Annotated in this window: 14 protein-coding genes; 12 read left to right on the top strand and 2 right to left on the bottom strand. The window is 69.2% G+C overall.

Features of this window, described 5'->3' with window-relative positions; genetic code table 11:
• Positions 1 to 14 precede the first annotated feature (14 nt).
• The 12 genes from nadB (at position 15) to ACE11G_RS00845 (ending at position 16,212) form a co-directional block, all read left to right on the top strand.
• Positions 15 to 1,640, top strand: a complete 1,626-nt coding sequence (gene nadB / locus ACE11G_RS00790; RefSeq protein WP_375003341.1) for an L-aspartate oxidase — start codon at positions 15 to 17, stop codon at positions 1,638 to 1,640.
• 35 nt (positions 1,641 to 1,675) lie between these two features.
• Entirely contained in the window at positions 1,676 to 2,764 is a 1,089-nt protein-coding gene (locus tag ACE11G_RS00795; protein WP_062367236.1) for a hypothetical protein, read from the top strand.
• Between the two features lie 186 nt (positions 2,765 to 2,950).
• Positions 2,951 to 3,286, top strand: a complete 336-nt coding sequence (locus tag ACE11G_RS00800) for a metal-sensitive transcriptional regulator (protein WP_045538118.1) — start codon at positions 2,951 to 2,953, stop codon at positions 3,284 to 3,286.
• Between the two features lie 64 nt (positions 3,287 to 3,350).
• On the top strand, positions 3,351 to 3,557 hold the full coding sequence (locus ACE11G_RS00805) for a heavy-metal-associated domain-containing protein (protein ID WP_045538116.1): 207 nt from the start codon (positions 3,351 to 3,353) through the stop codon (positions 3,555 to 3,557).
• Positions 3,558 to 3,577: 20 nt separating this feature from the next.
• Positions 3,578 to 3,724, top strand: coding sequence for a hypothetical protein (locus ACE11G_RS00810; protein WP_197078061.1), 147 nt, complete (start codon positions 3,578 to 3,580; stop codon positions 3,722 to 3,724).
• Complete coding sequence (locus ACE11G_RS00815) at positions 3,721 to 5,982, top strand: cation-translocating P-type ATPase (RefSeq protein WP_045538114.1); 2,262 nt, start codon at positions 3,721 to 3,723, stop codon at positions 5,980 to 5,982. The genes ACE11G_RS00810 and ACE11G_RS00815 overlap by 4 nt, the downstream gene beginning before the upstream one ends.
• Positions 5,983 to 6,139: 157 nt before the next feature.
• On the top strand, positions 6,140 to 6,628 hold the full coding sequence (locus tag ACE11G_RS00820; RefSeq protein WP_082083933.1) for a ferritin: 489 nt from the start codon (positions 6,140 to 6,142) through the stop codon (positions 6,626 to 6,628).
• Between the two features lie 125 nt (positions 6,629 to 6,753).
• Positions 6,754 to 8,238, top strand: coding sequence for an FAD-binding protein (locus ACE11G_RS00825; protein ID WP_045538111.1), 1,485 nt, complete (start codon positions 6,754 to 6,756; stop codon positions 8,236 to 8,238).
• A 258-nt stretch (positions 8,239 to 8,496) separates the two neighbouring features.
• Positions 8,497 to 10,029 (top strand): Re/Si-specific NAD(P)(+) transhydrogenase subunit alpha, encoded by a 1,533-nt coding sequence (locus ACE11G_RS00830; RefSeq protein WP_045538109.1) that lies wholly within the window; start codon positions 8,497 to 8,499, stop codon positions 10,027 to 10,029.
• A gap of 6 nt (positions 10,030 to 10,035) precedes the next feature.
• On the top strand, positions 10,036 to 11,484 hold the full coding sequence (pntB, locus tag ACE11G_RS00835) for a Re/Si-specific NAD(P)(+) transhydrogenase subunit beta (protein ID WP_006896880.1): 1,449 nt from the start codon (positions 10,036 to 10,038) through the stop codon (positions 11,482 to 11,484).
• 151 nt (positions 11,485 to 11,635) lie between these two features.
• Positions 11,636 to 13,399 (top strand): HSP90 family protein, encoded by a 1,764-nt coding sequence (locus ACE11G_RS00840; protein WP_045538107.1) that lies wholly within the window; start codon positions 11,636 to 11,638, stop codon positions 13,397 to 13,399.
• The gene (locus ACE11G_RS00845; protein WP_045538105.1) at positions 13,396 to 16,212 is read left to right on the top strand and encodes a hypothetical protein; all 2,817 of its coding nucleotides are present in this window, start codon (positions 13,396 to 13,398) and stop codon (positions 16,210 to 16,212) included. The genes ACE11G_RS00840 and ACE11G_RS00845 overlap by 4 nt, the downstream gene beginning before the upstream one ends.
• A gap of 19 nt (positions 16,213 to 16,231) precedes the next feature.
• Here ACE11G_RS00845 and ACE11G_RS00850 read toward each other — a convergent pair whose 3' ends face one another.
• Together ACE11G_RS00850 and ACE11G_RS00855 are read right to left on the bottom strand one after the other, a co-directional pair.
• Positions 16,232 to 16,981 (bottom strand): metallophosphoesterase, encoded by a 750-nt coding sequence (locus ACE11G_RS00850; protein ID WP_045538103.1) that lies wholly within the window; start codon positions 16,979 to 16,981, stop codon positions 16,232 to 16,234.
• 64 nt (positions 16,982 to 17,045) lie between these two features.
• On the bottom strand, positions 17,046 to 18,281 hold the full coding sequence (locus ACE11G_RS00855; protein WP_045538101.1) for a helix-turn-helix domain-containing protein: 1,236 nt from the start codon (positions 18,279 to 18,281) through the stop codon (positions 17,046 to 17,048).
• Between the last annotated feature and the right edge of the window lie 88 nt (positions 18,282 to 18,369).

Here is an 18,369-nt window from a genome sequence, read left to right on the forward strand (position 1 = left end):
GTTGGGAGCTCAGCATGGTCGAGGAGAGTCGCGCCGACCTCGTGGTGGTCGGCGCGGGTGTGGCGGGGCTGACGGCTGCGCTGACGGCTGCGGCCCGCGGGCTGACGGTGACGGTGCTGACCAAGGGGCGTACATGGGCGCAGCCGGGCGCGGAGCACTCCGCGTCCACCTTCTACGCGCAGGGCGGCATCGCGGTGGTGGAGCCCGGGAACCCCGGCGACTCGGTGGCCCTGCATCTGGCCGACACACTGGCCGCCGGTGCCGGACTCACCGATCCGGTGGCGACGGAGCCGATCCTGGCCGGGGGCTGGCCGGCGGTGACCCAGTTGGTCGGCTGGGGCGCGGAGTTCGACTTGGGGGCCGACGGCCGGTTCCTGCGGACCAGGGAGGGCGGCCACAGCGTCCGTCGCATCATCCACGCAGGCGGCGACGCCACCGGCGCGCGGGTGCAGCAGGCGCTCGCCTCCGCGGTCGCCGCGGCGCCGATCCGAGTCATCGATCACGCCTCGGCCACCGCGATCCTCACCGGCGACGGTCGCGCCGCGGGGCTGGAGTTCGTCACCGCCGGCGGTCGCGGGGTGGTCCGGGCGCCGGCGGTGCTGCTCGCGACCGGCGGTCTCGGTCACGTGTACTCGGCCACCACGAACCCCGCTGCGTCGACCGGTGACGGTGTGGCGCTGGCGCTTCGGGCCGGAGCACAGGTCGCCGACCTCGAATTCGTCCAGTTCCATCCCACCATGCTGTACGTGCCCGGGACGCGGGGCAGGCGCACGCTGGTCAGCGAGGCCGTGCGCGGGGAGGGCGGCGTGCTGGTGGACGACCACGGCGCCCCGGTGACCGCCGGCGTGCACCCGCAGGGCGATCTCGCCCCGCGGGACGTTGTCGCACGGGCGGTCACCGCGGCGATGCGGCGGACCGGTCGGCCGCACGTCTGGCTCGACATCTCGGGAGTGGAGGACTTCGAGCGCCGGTTCCCGACTGTCACGGCCGGTGTGCGGGCCTCGGGGCTCGACCTCGCGGGCGGGCGGCTGCCGGTGGTCCCCGGCGCGCACTACCTCTGCGGAGGTGTGGTGACCGACAGCGACGGTCGTACCAGCGTGCCGGGTCTGCTCGCGGCCGGGGAGGTGGCGCGCACAGGGTTGCACGGCGCCAACCGGCTGGCGTCCAACAGCCTTCTCGAAGGGCTGGTCATGGGCCGGTCGGCGGCACTGGCGGCGGTCGAACTCGCGGCGGTCGAGCCGCCGCGAGTGCCGGCCTGCGCGCCGCCTGTCCTGCCCGCATGCGACAGGATCGAGTTGCAGGACGCGATGTCGGAGGCGGCCGCGCTCGACCGGAACGCCGAGGGCCTGGCGTCGGTCGGTGCGCTGCTCGAGGCCGCACCCCTTCGCGGTCTCGCGACCGTGGCCGACATCGAGGACGCCAACCTCACCCTGGCGGCGCGTGCGGTGGTCGCAGCCGCGCTCGAGCGCCGGGAGTCGCGCGGCTGTCACTACCGTTCGGACTTCCCCGGGAGCGAGGAGGCGCCGCAGCCGCGGTACTTCGCCCTCGTCGAAGGCCGGATGCGCAGCGTCCCGCGCCTCCGGCCGGTGACCTGTGCCGGATCTGCCGAGCCTATGGCCAGTGTCGGAGGGGCTCCGTAGACTCGATCGGGGAACTCACGGGAAGGTGATGTGCAATGCGCGGTGGTGGTTGCTGGTCGTCGATCGTCGCCACTCCCGATGAGCGCTCCGCACTGCATCTGACGCCCTCCCACGATTGGCTCGTGGCCTGCGTGCTGCCCGCCGGTCATGACGGCGCCCACGGATCCGACGGCGCGCAGAGCCATTCCGGTCGCCGTCGCTGGCTGATGTGGGACGACTACGCGCGCGGTGCGCAGACCCTCGCCGAGGAGTTCGAGTGTCCCTCGCAGGCTCTCGACGGTGCGCCGTGTCTGTTCTTCGCCGGTCACGGCGGTCCGCACCGGTACGCCGCGCCGGTGGGCCGCGACTTCCCGGCCGAGCCGGTCGTGGACAGCGCGCCCGCACCGGCGCCTGTGCCGGAGCCTCGGTCCGCCCCGGCATCACCGCCGCCGCTGCCGCCCGAGGACGAGTCGTTCAGCGTCTCGGCGCTCGACGATCTCTTCGCGGGGATGCCCAGCCTCCGGGATCTGCCGACCACGGATCTGCTGGTCTTTCCCGAGAGCAGTTTCCACCCGGCCGCACCCGCATGGCCGCAGTCGCGCGGTGACTACGTCGCCGAGCACCGTCCGGACGGTCCGCGCGCGCCGGAGGCGGTGGTCTCCGGTCCCGCGCGCTTCGAACCGGCGGAGCAGGTGATCGATGCGGAGGTGGTGGAGGCGCCGGACGCCGAACCGAAGCGGGGGCGTCGGCGGCGGCTGCGTGAGGACGCGGATCCGGCACCTCGGCCGGCCGAGGCCGGCCGCAGCAGGCATCGGGCGGCGCACGATGCGGAGGACTCCGCCGGTGCGGCCACTGTGGACCCGAACATGCTCGAGGTCCGGCCCGGCGCGGCCTCGGTGCTCACCACCCCGATGGTCGAGGTGATCTCCTCTAGTTGGGATCCCGTGCGGATGGGCATCCCGGTCGCGCGCCGACCACTGCCGGGCGACTCCGACGTGTGGTCGGTGGCGGAAGTCGTCGAAGACGCGGCCGCGCACGTGCGGTCGCTTCCCGAGGCCGCTCAAGACGGCGAGGTGTCGGCGGCGCTCCTCGATGTCGCCGAATCGCTGGGCCGTCTCGCGGACGCGCTCAAACCCTCCTGCTGAATCGACTCCGGCCCGTCGCCGGATTTTTTGGCTCCCGCACCGTTCTGTCAGCCCGGTCCGGAAGCCAAAGTTTTCGTGTACCGCGCGCCCTCCTGAAATTCGATACCCCTAGGGGGTAGATGTACGCCGAATTTCGGAGTAGAACTGTGACTGAGATACCCACCGGGGGTATCGAAGGGAGGCGGGATGACCACCGACGAGACGGCGACCGCCCACGACCATGCAGGCGGTGGGCACACCGGTCACGGATACCTGCCCGAGAAGGACAAGTTCATCCGTCGGCTCAAGCTGATCGAGGGTCAGGCCCGAGGTCTTCAGCGAATGGTCGAGGAGGAGGCGTACTGCATCGACATCCTCACGCAGGTGTCGGCGATGACCAAGGCGCTCGAGTCCGTGGGGCTCGGGCTGCTGCACGACCACATGAACCACTGTGTGGTCGAAGCCGCACGCGAAAGCGACGAGGCCGCCGCGGCCAAGGTCGATGAGGCCATGAAGGCCATCACCCGCCTGGTCAAGTCCTGACCGCGGCCGAGTCCGTTTCCCGACGGACGACATCAACCAGATCAGACAAATGAGGAGAGAATCCATGAGCACCACCACCACTGTCACCGTCACCGGCATGACCTGCGGCCACTGCGCAGCCTCGGTCCGGGATGAGATCTCCGAGATCGCAGGAGTGGAGAAGGTCGACGTCGATGTGGCCAGCGGTCGCGTCGACATCACCAGCGCCGCCCCGCTCGATCCGGCCGCCGTCGGCGCTGCTGTCGCCGAGGCCGGCTACCGGGTCCAGTGACCGCGTCGGCGAGACCGGGCGTGCGGATCGTCGCATTCGCAGCCGGTCTCGCGGTGGTCTTCGGGGCGATGTTCGGCGTCGGCCGGGCCGTCGGCCCCTGGGACACCGCGCCGCAGCCGTCCCACGGCACCCAGATGCAGCACGACCAGGAGGGAACGCACAGATGACGCAGCCTATCGCCGCCGACCGGGAACTCGATCTGGAACTGATCGGGATGACGTGCGCCTCGTGTGCCAACCGGATCGAACGCAAACTCAACAAACTCGACGGAGTCACCGCCACCGTCAACTACGCCACCGAGCAGGCGCACGTGGAATACGACGGCGACGTGACCTCCGACGATCTCATCGAGGCGGTCCGGGCGGCCGGATACGACGCCGAACCGGTGCGTCCGGTGGCCACGGACGCCGAGCAGGCCGATGAGGATCCGGCGCCGTCGCGGGCCGAGGCCGAGCTGGCGGCACTGCGCCAGCGCCTCATCGTGTCGGCGGTGCTGACGGTTCCGGTGATCGCGCTGGCGATGGTTCCCGCATGGCAGTTCACCTACTGGCAGTGGCTGTCGTTGACCCTCGCGGCACCCGTGGTCGTGTGGGGTGCGCTGCCCTTCCATCGGGCGGCGCTCGCCGGAGGCCGGCACGGCACCACCACCATGGACACCCTGGTCTCGGTCGGCACCCTCGCCGCTTTCGGGTGGTCGATCTACGCCCTGTTCTGGGGTGATGCCGGCGTCCCCGGCATGACCCACGGCTTCGACTTGATCGCCTCCCGCGGCGACGGATCGTCGAACATCTACCTGGAGGCCGCGGCGGGAGTCACCACCTTCCTGCTGGCGGGCCGCTATTTCGAGAAGCGCGCCAAGCTCCGCGCGGGTGACGCGCTGCGCGCGCTCGCCGAAGTCGGCGCCAAGGACGTGACCGTGCTGCGCGACGGGCGTGAGATCACCGTGCCGATCGGTGAACTGCAGGTCGGAGAGCGATTCGTGGTCCGGCCGGGTGAGAAGATCGCGACCGACGGCCGGGTGGTCTCGGGAGCTTCGGCTGTCGATCAGTCGATGCTCACCGGCGAGTCGATCCCCGTCGAGGTGGCGGTGAGAGACAAGGTCGTCGGCGGCACGGTGAACGCGCACGGCCGCCTCGAAGTGGAGGCGTCGGCGGTCGGCGCCGATACCGCACTCGCCCACATGGCGAAGATGGTCGCCGACGCGCAGGCGGGGAAGGCGCAGGTGCAACGATTGGCCGACCGGATCTCGGCGTACTTCGTCCCGGTCGTGATCGCGATCGCGGCGGGCGTGCTCGGTTTCTGGCTCGGTGTCGGCGGCGGCGCGACGCTGGCGCTGACGGCCGCGGTGTCGGTGCTGGTCATCGCCTGCCCGTGCGCGCTCGGTCTCGCGACTCCCACCGCGCTGATGGTCGGGACCGGCCGGGGAGCCCAACTCGGCATCCTGCTGAAGGGGCCCGAGGTGCTCGAGTCGACTCGCCGAGTCGATACCGTGGCGCTGGACAAGACCGGCACCGTGACGACTGGCGAGATGGCCGTCCGCGACGTGATCACCGCCGACGGCGTGGATGCGGACGATCTGCTGGCGCGGGCCGCGGCGGTGGAGTCCGGATCGGAGCACCCGATCGGCCGCGCGGTCTGCAAGCACGTCGCCGAACTGGGGCTCGACGTTCCCGAGACGGCGGACTTCCGCAATCTCGCCGGTGCGGGCGTGACCGCGTTCATCGACGGACTGCGCGTCACCGTGACCGGCCCCCGTGACGTCCCCGTTCAGCTCGGTGAGCGGATGCGTGAACGGATCGCCACGGCCTCGGCGGAGGGGGCGACGCCCGTCGTGGTCACCTATCTCGACGCGGTGGCAGGCGTGATCGTGGTGGCGGACACCGTCAAGCCCACGTCGGCGGCGGCGATCGCCGAACTCAAGCGGATGGGGCTGCGCCCGGTTCTGCTGACCGGCGACAACGACGGTGCCGCGCGGCATGTCGCGGCGCAGGTCGGCATCGACGAGGTGATCGCCGATGTGACGCCGGACGGGAAGGTGGACGCGGTCCGCCGCCTGCAGGAGTCCGGCCGCGTGGTCGCGATGGTCGGCGACGGTGTCAACGACGCCGCGGCACTGGCCTCGGCCGACTTGGGGTTGGCGATGGGAACCGGCACCGACGTCGCTATCGAGGCGGGCGATCTCACGTTGGTGAGCGGTGACCTGTGGGCGGTGGTCGACGCGATCGCGTTGTCGCGCAAGACACTCAGCACCATCAAGGGGAATCTGTTCTGGGCGTTCGCCTACAACGTGGCGGCGCTGCCGTTGGCCGCCGCAGCTCTGCTCAATCCGATGATGGCCGGTCTGGCGATGGCCTTCTCCTCCGTATTCGTCGTCGTCAACAGTCTGCGGCTGCGCGGATTCCGGTCTCGTCGCGTCTCCGCGTAAGCCGTAGTGGTTGTCGACAGAGTCTTAGGATTACCAAACCTCAGATCATTTCGGTAACCCTTTCCTCGCTGGTCAGAGACGGTTTACGGGCCTATTGTGGAATCATCGCGGCGAAGGTCTCGCCGAGGAATTCATATGCAGGGGAGCGGATATGAAAATGAATGAGGAACTCGAAGTCGAGTTCAGCAAGCAGATCACCCGGGAATTCGAATCGGCGATGCTCTACCGGCAGTTGGCAATCGAGTTGGAACTGCGCGACCTTCCCGGAATGGCTTCGTGGATGCGCAGTCATTCCTCGGAAGAACTCAGCCACGCCGACCGCCTCATCGAGCACATGACCAACCGCGACAACCGCCCGCTCATCGGCGACATCACGATTCCGTCGGTCAAGGCCGACACGGTCACCGAGATCTTCGAGGTGGCGCTCGACGCCGAGCGCGACGTCTCGGAAGCGATCCGCGCGCTGTACCGGCTCGCACAGGAGCAGGGCGACATCGACTCTCGGCCGACCATCGACTGGTTCGTCTCCGAGCAGGTCGAAGAGGAGGCGACGGTCGGCGAGATCGTCGGTCGCCTTCAACTGGTGAACGAGGACGGCTCCGGCCTCCTTCGGATGGATGCGGAGCTGGCGTCGTCGAACGTCTGACAGATGAACGAGCCGATGGCCCGGCGCCCCAACGGGGTGCCGGGTCATTCCGCTTATATAGGGGCCCGGAACCGGCCGGGCCAAGTCTCTAGAACACGTTCTATTTCTGGTCTAGGCTGTCTCCCATGAGTGGACTGGACCTCCCTGAAATCGTGAATGCCTCCGACGTCGCCGAGTACAGCGACACCGTCGACGTGCTGGTGATCGGCGCAGGCATCGGCGGCTGCTGCGCGGCGCTCGAAGCGGCGGAGGCCGGAGCGTCGGTGCTGGTGCTCGAGCGATCGGCCGCGGCCGGCGGCACCACCTGCATGGCGGGAGGACACTTCTACCTCGGCGGTGGCACCGCGGTGCAGACGGCCACCGGACACCAGGACAGCGCGGAGGAGATGGCCAAGTACATCACCGCCGTCTCGCGCGACCCGGAGCCGGACAAGATCAAGGCCTACTGCGACGACAGCGTGGAGCACTTCGGCTGGCTCGAGTCGCTCGGCTTCCAGTTCGAGCGTTCGTACTACCCGGAGAAGGCGGTCATCCAACCGCAGACCCAGGGACTGATGTACACCGGCAACGAGAAGGTGTGGCCGTTCTGCGAACAGGCCGTCCCGGCGCCGCGCGGTCACAAGGTGCCCGTGCCCGGCGACACCGGCGGCGCGGGCATGGTGATCGAGCTCCTGGTGAAGCGTCTCGGCGAGCGGGGCGTGCCGATCCGCTACGAGGTCGGGGCGCGCAGGCTCGTCGTCGACGACTCCGGTGCCGTGGTCGGCGCCTACTGGAAGGCCGGCGGCGAGGACGGTTTCATTCGCGCCTCCGCCGTGGTGATCGCCGCGGGCGGATTCGTCATGAACCCCGACATGGTCGCCGAGTACGTCCCGCAGCTCGCGGAGAAGCCGTTCACGCTCGGCAGCACCTACGACGACGGTCTCGGAATCCGAATGGGCGCCTCGGTGGGCGCCGGACTCAAGCACATGGACCAGGCGTTCATCACCGCGCCGGTGTACCCGCCGTCGATCCTCCTCACCGGCCTGATCGTGAATAAGGAGGGCAAGCGGTTCGTCGCGGAGGACTCCTATCACTCGCGGACGTCCGGATTCGTGATGGACCAGACCGACCGCGCCGCCTTCCTCATCGTCGACGAGGCGCACATGCAGCGGCCAGAGTTCCCGCTGGCGCCCTTCATCGACGGCTGGGAGACGGTCGACGAGATGGCCGACGGCCTCGGCCTCGATCGGGCCACGCTGCACGCGACCCTCGATCGGTACAACGAGTACGCCGCCAAGGGCGAGGATCCGGACTTCCACAAGAGCCCCGAGTTCCTGGCGCCGCAGGACACCGGGCCCTGGGCGGCGTTCGACATGAGTCTCGGGAAGGCGCTGTACGCCGGGTTCACCGTCGGCGGCATGGCCACTTCGCTGGACGGCCAGGTGCTGACCGAGGAGGGTTCCGTGATCGACGGACTGTACGCCGCCGGAGCCTGTGCGGCGAACCTCGCGCAGGACGGAAAGGGCTACGCCAGCGGCACCCAACTGGGGGAGGGCTCGTACTTCGGTCGCCGGGCGGGGCGTCACGCGGCACATGCAGCGACCGTGCGAAATCGGGTTACTGTCCGGTAAGTGACGTATCTAACCGGCCCCTGGTCCGCGTGGCAGGGCGTGCTAACGTCATGCCACGTTTTCCATCAGCAGGGTCGGTCACGTGGCCACCTGCGGCGTGTCGCGCGAGTTCGATGAAGCACTGGCCGACGCAGGCTTAGACGCCCGTACATCCCGTGGGGCTCCCGCCTGTCGTCTACAGCGTTGGCGTCGAATCATCGTGCGCCATGTTCTGTAAGACAAGGTGAAGCTGAATATGAGTGTGGGAGAGGCAGTGAAATGCTGATCGGTATCCCCCGGGAATCAAAGGCGGGCGAGACTCTCGTCGCCGCCACCGCTAAGACGGTGGCGCAGCTGCAGCAGCTCGGCTACGAGGTGATCGTCGAGGCCGGCGCCGGTGACCGCGCCGAGCAGCCGGATGCGGCATTCGCTGAGGCGGGCACCCGTGTCGGTTCGGCCGACGAGGTGTGGGCCGCTGACGTCGTGGTCAAGGTCAACGCCCCGACGGACGACGAGATCGCGCGTATGCGGCGCGGTGCGGTCCTCATCTCGATGATGGCTCCGGCCCGTAATCCGGAACTGCTGGAGAAGCTGCGCAGTGCGGGCATCACCGCGCTGGCGATGGACGCGGTACCTCGTATCTCGCGTGCGCAGTCCATGGACGTTCTCTCGTCGATGGCCAATGTCGCGGGTTACCGCGCAGTGGTCGAGGCCGCACATGAGTTCGGCCGGATGTTCACCGGTCAGGTGACCGCGGCGGGCAAGATTCCGCCCGCGCGTGTGTTCGTGGTCGGTGCCGGCGTGGCCGGTCTGGCGGCGATCGGTGCCGCTTCGGCGATGGGCGCCGTGGTGCGTGCCTTCGACGTGCGTCCCGAGGTGGCCGAGCAGGTCGAGTCGATGGGCGCCGAGTTCGTCAAGGTCGACTTCGAGGCGGAGAAGTCCGAGGACGGCTACGCCAAGGAGATGACGGCCGAGCAGGAGGCCGCGACCGCCTCGATGTACGACGAGGAGGCCCGCGCCGCCGACATCGTCATCACCACCGCGCTGATCCCGGGACGTCCGGCACCGAAACTGCTGAGCGCCGACACCGTCGCCGGAATGAAGAACGGTTCGGTGATCGTCGACATGGCGGCGGCCAACGGCGGCAACGCCGAGGGCACCGTGGCCGACGAGAAGGTCGTCACCCCCGGCGGTGTCACGATCCTCGGCTACACCGATCTCGCGGGCCGGCTGGCCGCGCAGACCTCGCAGCTGTACGGCACCAACATCGTCAACCTGCTGAAGCTCCTGACGCCGGAGAAGAACGGTGAGCTGACGCTGGACATGGACGACGTCGTCCAGCGCGGCATCACGGTGACGCGCGACGGCGAGGGCATGTGGCCGCCGCCCCCGGTGCAGGTGTCGGCGGCACCGAAGGCCGCCGCCGCGGAACCGGCCGAGGTCGCCCCGCCCAAGGAGCCGATGTCGCCCGCCAAGAAGGTCGCGCTCTCGCTGGTCGGGATCGTGATCTTCGGTCTGGTGGTGGCCTTTGCGCCGCCGCCGATCCCGCAGCACTTCACGGTGCTCATGCTGGCGATCGTGATCGGCTACTACGTCATCGGCAATGTGGCGCACGCGCTGCATACGCCGCTGATGTCGGTGACCAACGCCATCTCCGGTGTCGTCGTGGTCGGTGCGCTGTTGCAGATCGCGTCCGACAATGTGACCGTTCAGATCCTGTCGACGATCGCGATTCTGGTCGCATCGATCAACATCTTCGGTGGCTTCGCGGTCACCCGTCGCATGCTCGCCATGTTCAGCAAGGGGGCGTGATCACTCATGGGAATCACTGCAATCACCGTTGCGGCGTATGTCATCGCATCGCTGCTGTTCATCCTTTCGCTCGCCGGACTGTCGAAGCATGAGTCGGCCAAGAGCGGTCTGACCTACGGCATCGTCGGCATGGCGATCGCGCTGGTCGCCACCATCGTCCTGGTCCTGAAGAACATCGTCGACCTCGACTCGCTCGACATGAAGTGGGTGCCGATCGTCCTGATGTTCGGCGCCGTGGTCGTCGGCGCGCTGATCGGTCTGTGGCGCGCCAAGATCGTCGAGATGACCGGCATGCCCGAGCTCATCGCGCTGCTGCACTCGTTCGTCGGTCTGGCCGCCGTGCTCATCGGCTGGAACGGGGCGATCGAAGGCTTCGACGTCACAGGCGTCGATCCCGGAAACGTGCGGTCGCTGACCAACATCCACGAGGCGGAGATCGCGATCGGCATCTTCATCGGTGCGGTCACCCTCACCGGTTCGATCGTCGCCAACCTGAAGCTGTCGGCCAAGATGAAGTCGGCTCCGCTGATGCTTCCGGGCAAGAACTTCATCAACGTCGGTTCGCTGGTGGTGTTCGCGGTTCTGACCGGCGTGTACGTCGCGTCCGACACCCACGACAACACCACGTCGATGATCCTGCTCGCGGTGATCACCGCTCTGGCGCTGTTCCTCGGATGGCATCTGGTCGCCTCCATCGGCGGCGGCGACATGCCGGTGGTCATCTCGATGCTGAACTCGTACTCCGGTTGGGCCGCCGCGGCCTCGGGCTTCCTGCTCGGCAACGATCTGCTGATCGTCACCGGTGCGCTGGTCGGCTCGTCGGGTGCGTACCTGAGCTACATCATGTGCAAGGCGATGAACCGGTCGTTCATCTCGGTCATCGCCGGCGGTTTCGGCATCGAAGCCGGGCCGGCCGACGACACCGACTACGGCGAGCACCGCGAGATCAACGCGGAGGCTGCCGCAGAGCTTCTGTCCGGCGCCAAGTCGGTGATCATCACCCCGGGCTACGGCATGGCGGTGGCCCAGGCGCAGTACCCGGTCGCGGATCTGACGTCCCGGCTGCGCGCGAAGGGCATCGATGTCCGGTTCGGCATCCACCCGGTGGCCGGTCGTCTCCCCGGCCATATGAATGTGCTGCTGGCCGAGGCGAAGCTGCCGTACGACATCGTGCTCGAACTCGACGAGATCAACGACGATTTCCCCGAGACCGACGTCGTGCTGGTCATCGGCGCCAACGACACCGTGAACCCGGCTGCCGCGGAGGATCCGGGCTCGCCTATCGCGGGCATGCCGGTGCTGGAGGTCTGGAACGCCAAGGACGTGATCGTCTTCAAGCGTTCGATGGCGGCCGGCTACGCGGGCGTCCAGAACCCGCTGTTCTTCCGTGAGAACACGCAGATGCTCTTCGGCGACGCGAAGGACCGCGTCGAAGACATCATCGCTGCTCTGTAACCGGGCACCGAACCCGAGCACCCCGTCGATCCGTGCGGATCGGCGGGGTGCTCGTCGTCCCGGGGCGGTGCGGCCTCGGCTCGCCCGGGCGACTGGATTCGCCGATCCCGGGGCCCGGGAGTGTCACCGGCGACCCCTACCATCGACAGACATGGAGCAAACTGGGGTCTTCGATGTGGACCTGCGCGGACTCATCGATGTACTGGGGAACAATCTGTACACCAACCCGGGCGTATTCGTCCGGGAGCTGCTTCAGAACGCGATCGACGCCCAGACCGAGCGCCCGAGCGTCGATCAACCCATCGTCATCACGGCCGACGGGGCCGAGTTCGTCGTCTCCGACACCGGCGTCGGGATGCGGGCGGACCAGATCGCCGAGCTGCTGGGGACCATCGGCCGCAGCTCGAAACGGGACGAGCTCGGATTCTCCGAGCAGGCGACGATCGGCCAGTTCGGCGTCGGGCTGCTCAGCGGATTCCTGACCGGAGACCGGATCGAGGTCTCGTCGAAGGCCGAAGGACACGACCCGGTCCGGTGGGTGGGTGACGCGTCCGGAACCGTCGAGACCGGACCGGGAGACCGGAGCGAGACCGGCACCACCGTGCGGATCTGCGCACGTCCGGGTTTCGAGCAGTGGCTCGATCCCGACCGCGTGGCCTCGCTGGCCGCGCGATACACCGCCCTGCACCCGACCCCGGTCATGGTGAACGGGCGCCGAGTCAATCCACCGGTCGAGGTCTTCGCGGCGGAGGCGGGCCGCCGGATCGCCGCGCAGGTCGCCTACTGCCAGGACGAGTTCGGATTCACTCCGCTCGACACCTTTCAGGTCGACATCCCCGAAGCGGGTCTGCGCGGCGTCGCCTTCGTTCCGCCCAGCGGCGGAGACCTCGTGGCACGGTCGGAGCACCGCGTCCACGTGAAGGGACTCCTGGTCGGCGACCTCGCGGAGCTGCTCCCGGAGTGGGCGTTCTTCGTACGGGTCGTCGTCGATGCCACCGGACTGACTCCGACCGCGTCGAGGGAGAGCGTGGTGCGCGACGATCTGTTCCACGACGTCGTCGAGTCGCTCGGCGCGCAGGTTCTGGCCTGGCTCGCCGGGCTCGAGCAGCGGCCGGCCACACGAGCGAAGTTCCTCAGCGTCCACGAGCAGGGGATCAAGGCGCTCGCGGCCCACCGGCCGGAACTGCTGGGTTTCGTCGACCGGCACTGCGTCTTCGAGACCAATTACGGGCCGATGCCGCTCGCGACCTTCCGAGCGAGATTCGGCGACCTGCGGTACACCGGCAGCGTCGATGACTTCCGCGTCCTCGGCGACATCCTGGGCAGCCGGGGTTTCGGCCTGGTCAACGCCGGCTACGCCTTCGAGACAGGCGTGGTCCGCGCGTTGATCGCCGCCGACCCCGACATCACCGGCGAGTACGTGACGCAGGAGATGCTGCTGACCGCGCTGGGAGACGTCGGTGACGATGTGCGGACGCGGTTCGCCGGTGCCCTCGCCCTGGCGGGAACCGCGCTGGCGCCGTACGGCTGCGACGTGGATCTGACGGCCATCGAGCCCGGCGAACTCTCGGGTGTGCTGCTGACCGATGACTCGGCGAAACTCGCGGGCGACCGTCGCGAGATGCTGTCGGAGGTCGCCGGGGACCCCGACGCGTGGTTGGCCGCGGTCGCGGCGGTCGACGCGCACGACCATCAGGTGCCGAGCCGGCCGGTGCTGCTGCTGAACGTGGCGAACACGCTCGTGGGACGGTTGCCGTCGATCACCGATCCGACGGTGGCGGGCGCCCTGGTCCGGACGGTCTACAGCCAGGCGTTGGTGCGAGCGCACCGATCGTTGTCCTCGGATGCGGCCAGGGACGTGGACGAAGCCGTGATGCTGCTGGCGGATCTCGCTACGCGGGCGGGCGCCAGGTGACCGACCAACCGACGCACGATCCGCGTCTGGAGAGTTTCGTCAACGACCTCTGGCACGCGCGGTACGGGGATCCGCGGTTCGGCCATGAGGATTTCGGGGCCTTTCCCGCGCTGATCGCCCGGGCCGACGAACTGGGCGACGACTACTGGCGGTTCGTCGTCCGGCTCGAGGCCTCCTACGCCGCGCTGTGGTCGGGGACCGCGGCCGATGTGCTGACTCTGCTGGCGTGGATGCTCCGGGCCCACGACCGCCGGGCGGCGACGCTCGATTTGGAGCCGACACAGCTCGAACAGCTCAACACCACGCTCGTCGACTTCCTCGAATCGGTGCCCGACGTCCCCGAACTGTCGCTCGACCAAGTGCGAGATCTGCTCGACGACTGGATCCGGCGGACCCGCGGGACGGGCTACGAGTCGGATGCGCTGGTCGCGGTGGTGCGCGCGAAGATCGCACTGCACCGCGGCGACCCCGACGCGGCCCGCCGGTTCCTCGACGAGTGCCGGGACTTCGCTCCGCCGGCCGGCACCTGCCGGGAGGGTGCGCGAGCGATGGTCGCGGCGCTCTACAGCCGGTGCGGCGATCACGCGCGAGCGCTCGAGTTGTCGGAGCCGGATCTAGTGGACGACGGCGAGCGATGCGGGTTCTTCCCCGCCGAGACGCATGTCGCGCTGATCGGTGCTTACGCCGCCGCCGGCCGGCGCGACGACGTCGTACTGGCGGCCGAGCACATCGACCGGATCTACGGCGAGTTCCCGGGCTCCACCGGCCACGCCGAAGCCATTCCCGCGCTGTTGCGCGTCGGTGAGCTCGGGCGGGCACGGGATCTGGCGGTGAGCCGCCTGCCCCATCTGGACGCCTGCTTCACGCCGCTCGACCGGGCGCGGCTGGCGGCGGCGCTGTCGGCGGCGTTCGCTTCGGCGGCAGCGGTCGACGGGGACGCCGTGATCTCCCATCACACCGATCCGGGGCGTCCGGCCCGGTCCCGACCGGCGGCCGATCTGGCGGCCGAACTCGCCGATGTGGCGCACGACATCGCCCGCGGGTTCGACATCCGCAACGGCAACGGCGCGGTCTCGACGTGGGTCGAGCAGACCCTGGCGCTCCGCGCCGCGGGCCAGCCCGACGACCGGGTGAAGCCGGTCGCCGAACGGACGGCCCAGGAGTTGATGAGCGGTATGGCCGTGTTCTCCATGGTCTCGAGTCGCAGGGCGCAGGCGTGCGCCGAGGCACTCGCGGGCCGGATCGGCGAACTCACCGGCCGCAGCCTGGCGCGGGCCCGGATCATGCTGGCGTCCGACCTGCGCCGCAGCGATCGTCACGCCGCAGAGGCGGCACTGCGGGAGGCTGCGGCCGCGGCGCGCGCGGAGTATCCGGCCATGGCGGCGCAGGCCGAACTCATGGCCGATGTGGAGGCGGCGGCACAGGGCGTCCTCGATCCGCAGCGGCTCCTGTCGGCGCCGGACCCGGATCCGGCGTGGGCGGCGCTGTCTCAGGCGAACTACTGGCGTTTCGTCGCCGTGGCGAGCGAACCCGTGGACGGTGAGCGAGCCGGCCGTGCGGTGGACGCGGGGATCGAGACGCTGCGACGCGGCTTGGCGGGCGAGATCCGCCTCGTGGAGGACGAGACGGCGTCGCGCCCGGGCTCGGCGGAGGCCGATGCCTACTCGATCGCAGCGGCGCTGCACATCATGGCGGCGTCGATGCGGGCCGCCGCCGGATACTCTCCCGACGCCGAGATCGATGCGGCGCTCGTCGCAGCCCGCCGGATGGTCGCGGCCGCCTCGACGCCCGACCAACGCCTCGAAGCCCACGCCCAGCTGGCCGGCGTCCTGGGATTCGCCGCGCAACTGCAGTCGATGAGCGACGAGCAGGCGGCGTTGCGTCTGCTGGACGAGGCCGTCGAGAACTCCCGGTACGCGCAGCGTGCGCCGCTGCTCGCGCAGCGGGCCGAACTCCGGATCACGGCGGCCGAGGACTTCGACGGTGCGGTGACCGATCAGGAGCAGGCGATCGCCGTCTGGATGGTGGAGGGCCTCGATCATCAAGCCGATGCCGCGTTGATCGACTTGGCCCGGATGCAGCTCTCGCGAGGCGACGACGCGCGGCGGGTGATCGAGGCGGTACGGCCGGTGATCGACCGGATGTCCGAGCGCGGCGACGAGGATGCCGTCGCTGCCGGTCTCGCGGTGCTCGGCCGAGCGCAATCGTCGGCTCGGCTCCCGGACGACGCGGTGATCTCGTTCTCCCGAGTGCTCGACACGGTGGTGGGCGACGAACATCCCGGGTACCTCGCGCAGCTGTATCAGGCGCGTGCGGGCGAGCTGATGGATCTCGGACGGCACCCCGAGGCGATGGCCGACTTCGACCATGCAGCGGAGTTGTTCGCCGAGTTCGGCGCGCAGCACGATCTCGGCGAGGTACTCAGATCCGCCGCTCTGGCCGCTCACTTCGGGGGCGACGACGCCACGGCCGAGAGCCTGTTGGAGCGCGCCGAGCGCGTCTACGACGAGCTGAGCGTCGACGGTCCGGTCGATTTCGAGCGAACCCGGCTCGATCTCGCTCGCGCCGACATCCTCCGGTCCACGGACCCCGAGCGCGCCGAGTCGCTGCTGCAGTCGGTGGTGGAGCGGTCGTCGGCGGCCAACTGGCTTCCGCTGGCGTTGAGCGGACTGAATCTGCAGGCACTCATGGCCGTGGAGGCGGGCGGCGACGACGGGCGCGCACGGGCGTGGGACCTGGTGCTCGAAGGACTACGGCTCGACCCCGAGCATCCAGGGCTCAACCAGCTGGCGTTCGAGTTGAACGACGAGTGATCCGCGGTGGGCCGACGAGCTACACCGGCACTCCGCGGAAATGGGTCGTGAGCCGGTGGTCGTCGTCGATCAGGTGGAAGGCGACGCCGGGACGCTGAGCGATGTTGAGGACGTCGGTGCCCTCGAATGGAAGGTTCAGGGTCGAGGCGACGCCGGGTGCGATGACGTGCGGCCGCCCGGCGAAGGTGGTCACGGCCGGTGTGTGCGCGTGCCCCGCCACGCAGCCGACGATGTTCGGGTGCTCGCCGACGAACTCCGCGAGCAGGCCGGGATCGAGCTGTCTGCGGTCGTCGATGAACGGTATCCCGACCGGGACCGCCGGGTGGTGGAAGGCCACCAGCACATCGGTGCCCGGGCCGGCTTCGGCTATCTGCGCGCGCGCCCAGTCGAGGGTGCCGCGGGAGATGTAGCCGTCGGAGCGGCCGGGGATCGACGAGTCGAGCGCGAGCACCAGGAGTCCGGACAGACGGAGCGCCGAGTTCACCGGTTCACTGCACTCGGTCCCGGTCACCACCGAGTTGTACGCGGCGCGTTCGTCGTGGTTGCCGAGGGTCATCAGAGTCGGAATGTCGGTGACGAGCGCGTCGAGGGCCTCGCGGTATTCCTCGGGGAGCCCCTCGTCGGCGATATCGCCGGTCACCAGCAGTGCGTCCACGTTCCGCGGGCCGCCGCAGCGACCGTTGAGATAATCCATCAGCGCGGCCACCCGCCTGCGGTGGTCGGGGCTGCCGTCGAAGTGGAGATCGCTTATCTGTGCGATGACGAACATGCGTCTCCTTTGGGCATCGGCCGATACCTGATCCAGGCTAGACGACCGATGCACCTGAGTCAGATCACGCCGGCGCCGGTGACACTTCCACACTCACGATGTCGGCGAAACGGTACGGCGAGGCCACCAGCAGCCCGCCGAGCTTGCGCCGCAACCGGGACATCTCAGCGCGGACCGTGACGGTTCGATCCGCGGTTCCGAACAGGTGCGCCGACAGTTCGGCCGCGCTGAGTCCATCGGGATGAGTGGCGAGGAGCCGGAGGATCTGAAGATGCCGCGGTGACGGATGGAGAACCCATGCCGCATCCGAGGAGTCGACATGTACTGTCGCGGGCCTGTCGGTGCTTTCGACGAGGACGACATGCGTGACGGCGGCGGCCGTTTCGTCCGGATCGGTGACGCGCAGCAGCCACCCGCCGGGAAGGGGCTCGACGTCGCACGGTCCCAGATCCCCGATGTGTGCGCGCCCGGCGCTGAAGTCGCGCGGAAGCCAGACGCGGGTGCGGGGAGGCAGTCGGTCGACGGCGGCGACCCACCCGTGGGGGTCCACCGCGAGGGCCGGTGCTCCGGCGCGGGCCAGAATCGGTGCGGCGACGCTGCGGAGCAGGTCGAGGCGGGTGCGGTGGGCATCACGCAGTTGCGCTTGCGCGAGTCGTGCCACCGAGTCGACCAATGCGAGGGTCGCGGGATGAATCGACGGAGCAGGGCCGCTGACGTCGACGACGCCGATCACGTCGCCGGTCCGCGGATCGCGGATCGGCGCACCGGTGCACGTCCAGGTGTGGTGGGTGCGGACGAAGTGTTCGGCGGAGAACACCTGGACGGCTTGGCGTGAGACCAGCGCCGTTCCGATCGCGTTGGTCCCCACATTCCGCTCCGACCACGACGCTCCTTCGGTGAACCCGAGTCGGTCGGCGCGGCGCAGGACCTGCGGCCCGCCCGACCGCCAGAGAACGTGGCCGGAGGCGTCCGCGACCACGAGGAGATTCTCCCCGCCGGAGATCAGGACGTCGAGGTTGCCGGTGACCGATTCGAGGACGTCGGCCAGTCCGGATTCGGCGCGACGGCATTCCACCTCACCCGGATCGAGCGGGTCGTGTCCGGCTCCGCGATCGGGATCGACGCCCGCGGTGGTGACCCGGTCCCACGACTGCCCGATCACCGACCTCGGCCGGGCGGGCAGTCTGTCGCCCGATCGTGCGGCGTCGTACACCGCGCGGAGCACGGCCGCGAACTCGCGGGGATCGTCGCCGGAGGAGATCGCCGGTTCCGGCACCGGCCGGGTCGTCGCGTTCGACATCGGACTCCCTCATGCCGCTGTGGTGGTCGTCACATGACGGATTCAGCTTCGCCCCCACCCGCGCGGTCGTCAAGCCGGTTGCAACCCC

It is taken from the genome of Gordonia sp. PS3 (genome assembly GCF_041950545.1).
GTDB lineage: Bacteria > Actinomycetota > Actinomycetes > Mycobacteriales > Mycobacteriaceae > Gordonia > Gordonia sihwensis.

Excerpts from the sequence above, each read along its gene's own strand:
- nadB (WP_375003341.1), top strand. The coding sequence starts at position 15 with ATGGTCGAGGAGAGTCGCGCCGACCTCGTGGTGGTCGGCGCGGGTGTG.
- ACE11G_RS00795 (WP_062367236.1), top strand. The coding sequence starts at position 1,676 with ATGCGCGGTGGTGGTTGCTGGTCGTCGATCGTCGCCACTCCCGATGAG.
- ACE11G_RS00800 (WP_045538118.1), top strand. The coding sequence starts at position 2,951 with ATGACCACCGACGAGACGGCGACCGCCCACGACCATGCAGGCGGTGGG.
- ACE11G_RS00805 (WP_045538116.1), top strand. The coding sequence starts at position 3,351 with ATGAGCACCACCACCACTGTCACCGTCACCGGCATGACCTGCGGCCAC.
- ACE11G_RS00815 (WP_045538114.1), top strand. The coding sequence starts at position 3,721 with ATGACGCAGCCTATCGCCGCCGACCGGGAACTCGATCTGGAACTGATC.
- ACE11G_RS00820 (WP_082083933.1), top strand. The coding sequence starts at position 6,140 with ATGAATGAGGAACTCGAAGTCGAGTTCAGCAAGCAGATCACCCGGGAA.
- ACE11G_RS00825 (WP_045538111.1), top strand. The coding sequence starts at position 6,754 with ATGAGTGGACTGGACCTCCCTGAAATCGTGAATGCCTCCGACGTCGCC.
- ACE11G_RS00830 (WP_045538109.1), top strand. The coding sequence starts at position 8,497 with ATGCTGATCGGTATCCCCCGGGAATCAAAGGCGGGCGAGACTCTCGTC.
- pntB (WP_006896880.1), top strand. The coding sequence starts at position 10,036 with ATGGGAATCACTGCAATCACCGTTGCGGCGTATGTCATCGCATCGCTG.
- ACE11G_RS00840 (WP_045538107.1), top strand. The coding sequence starts at position 11,636 with ATGGAGCAAACTGGGGTCTTCGATGTGGACCTGCGCGGACTCATCGAT.
- ACE11G_RS00850 (WP_045538103.1), bottom strand. The coding sequence starts at position 16,981 with ATGTTCGTCATCGCACAGATAAGCGATCTCCACTTCGACGGCAGCCCC.
- ACE11G_RS00855 (WP_045538101.1), bottom strand. The coding sequence starts at position 18,281 with ATGTCGAACGCGACGACCCGGCCGGTGCCGGAACCGGCGATCTCCTCC.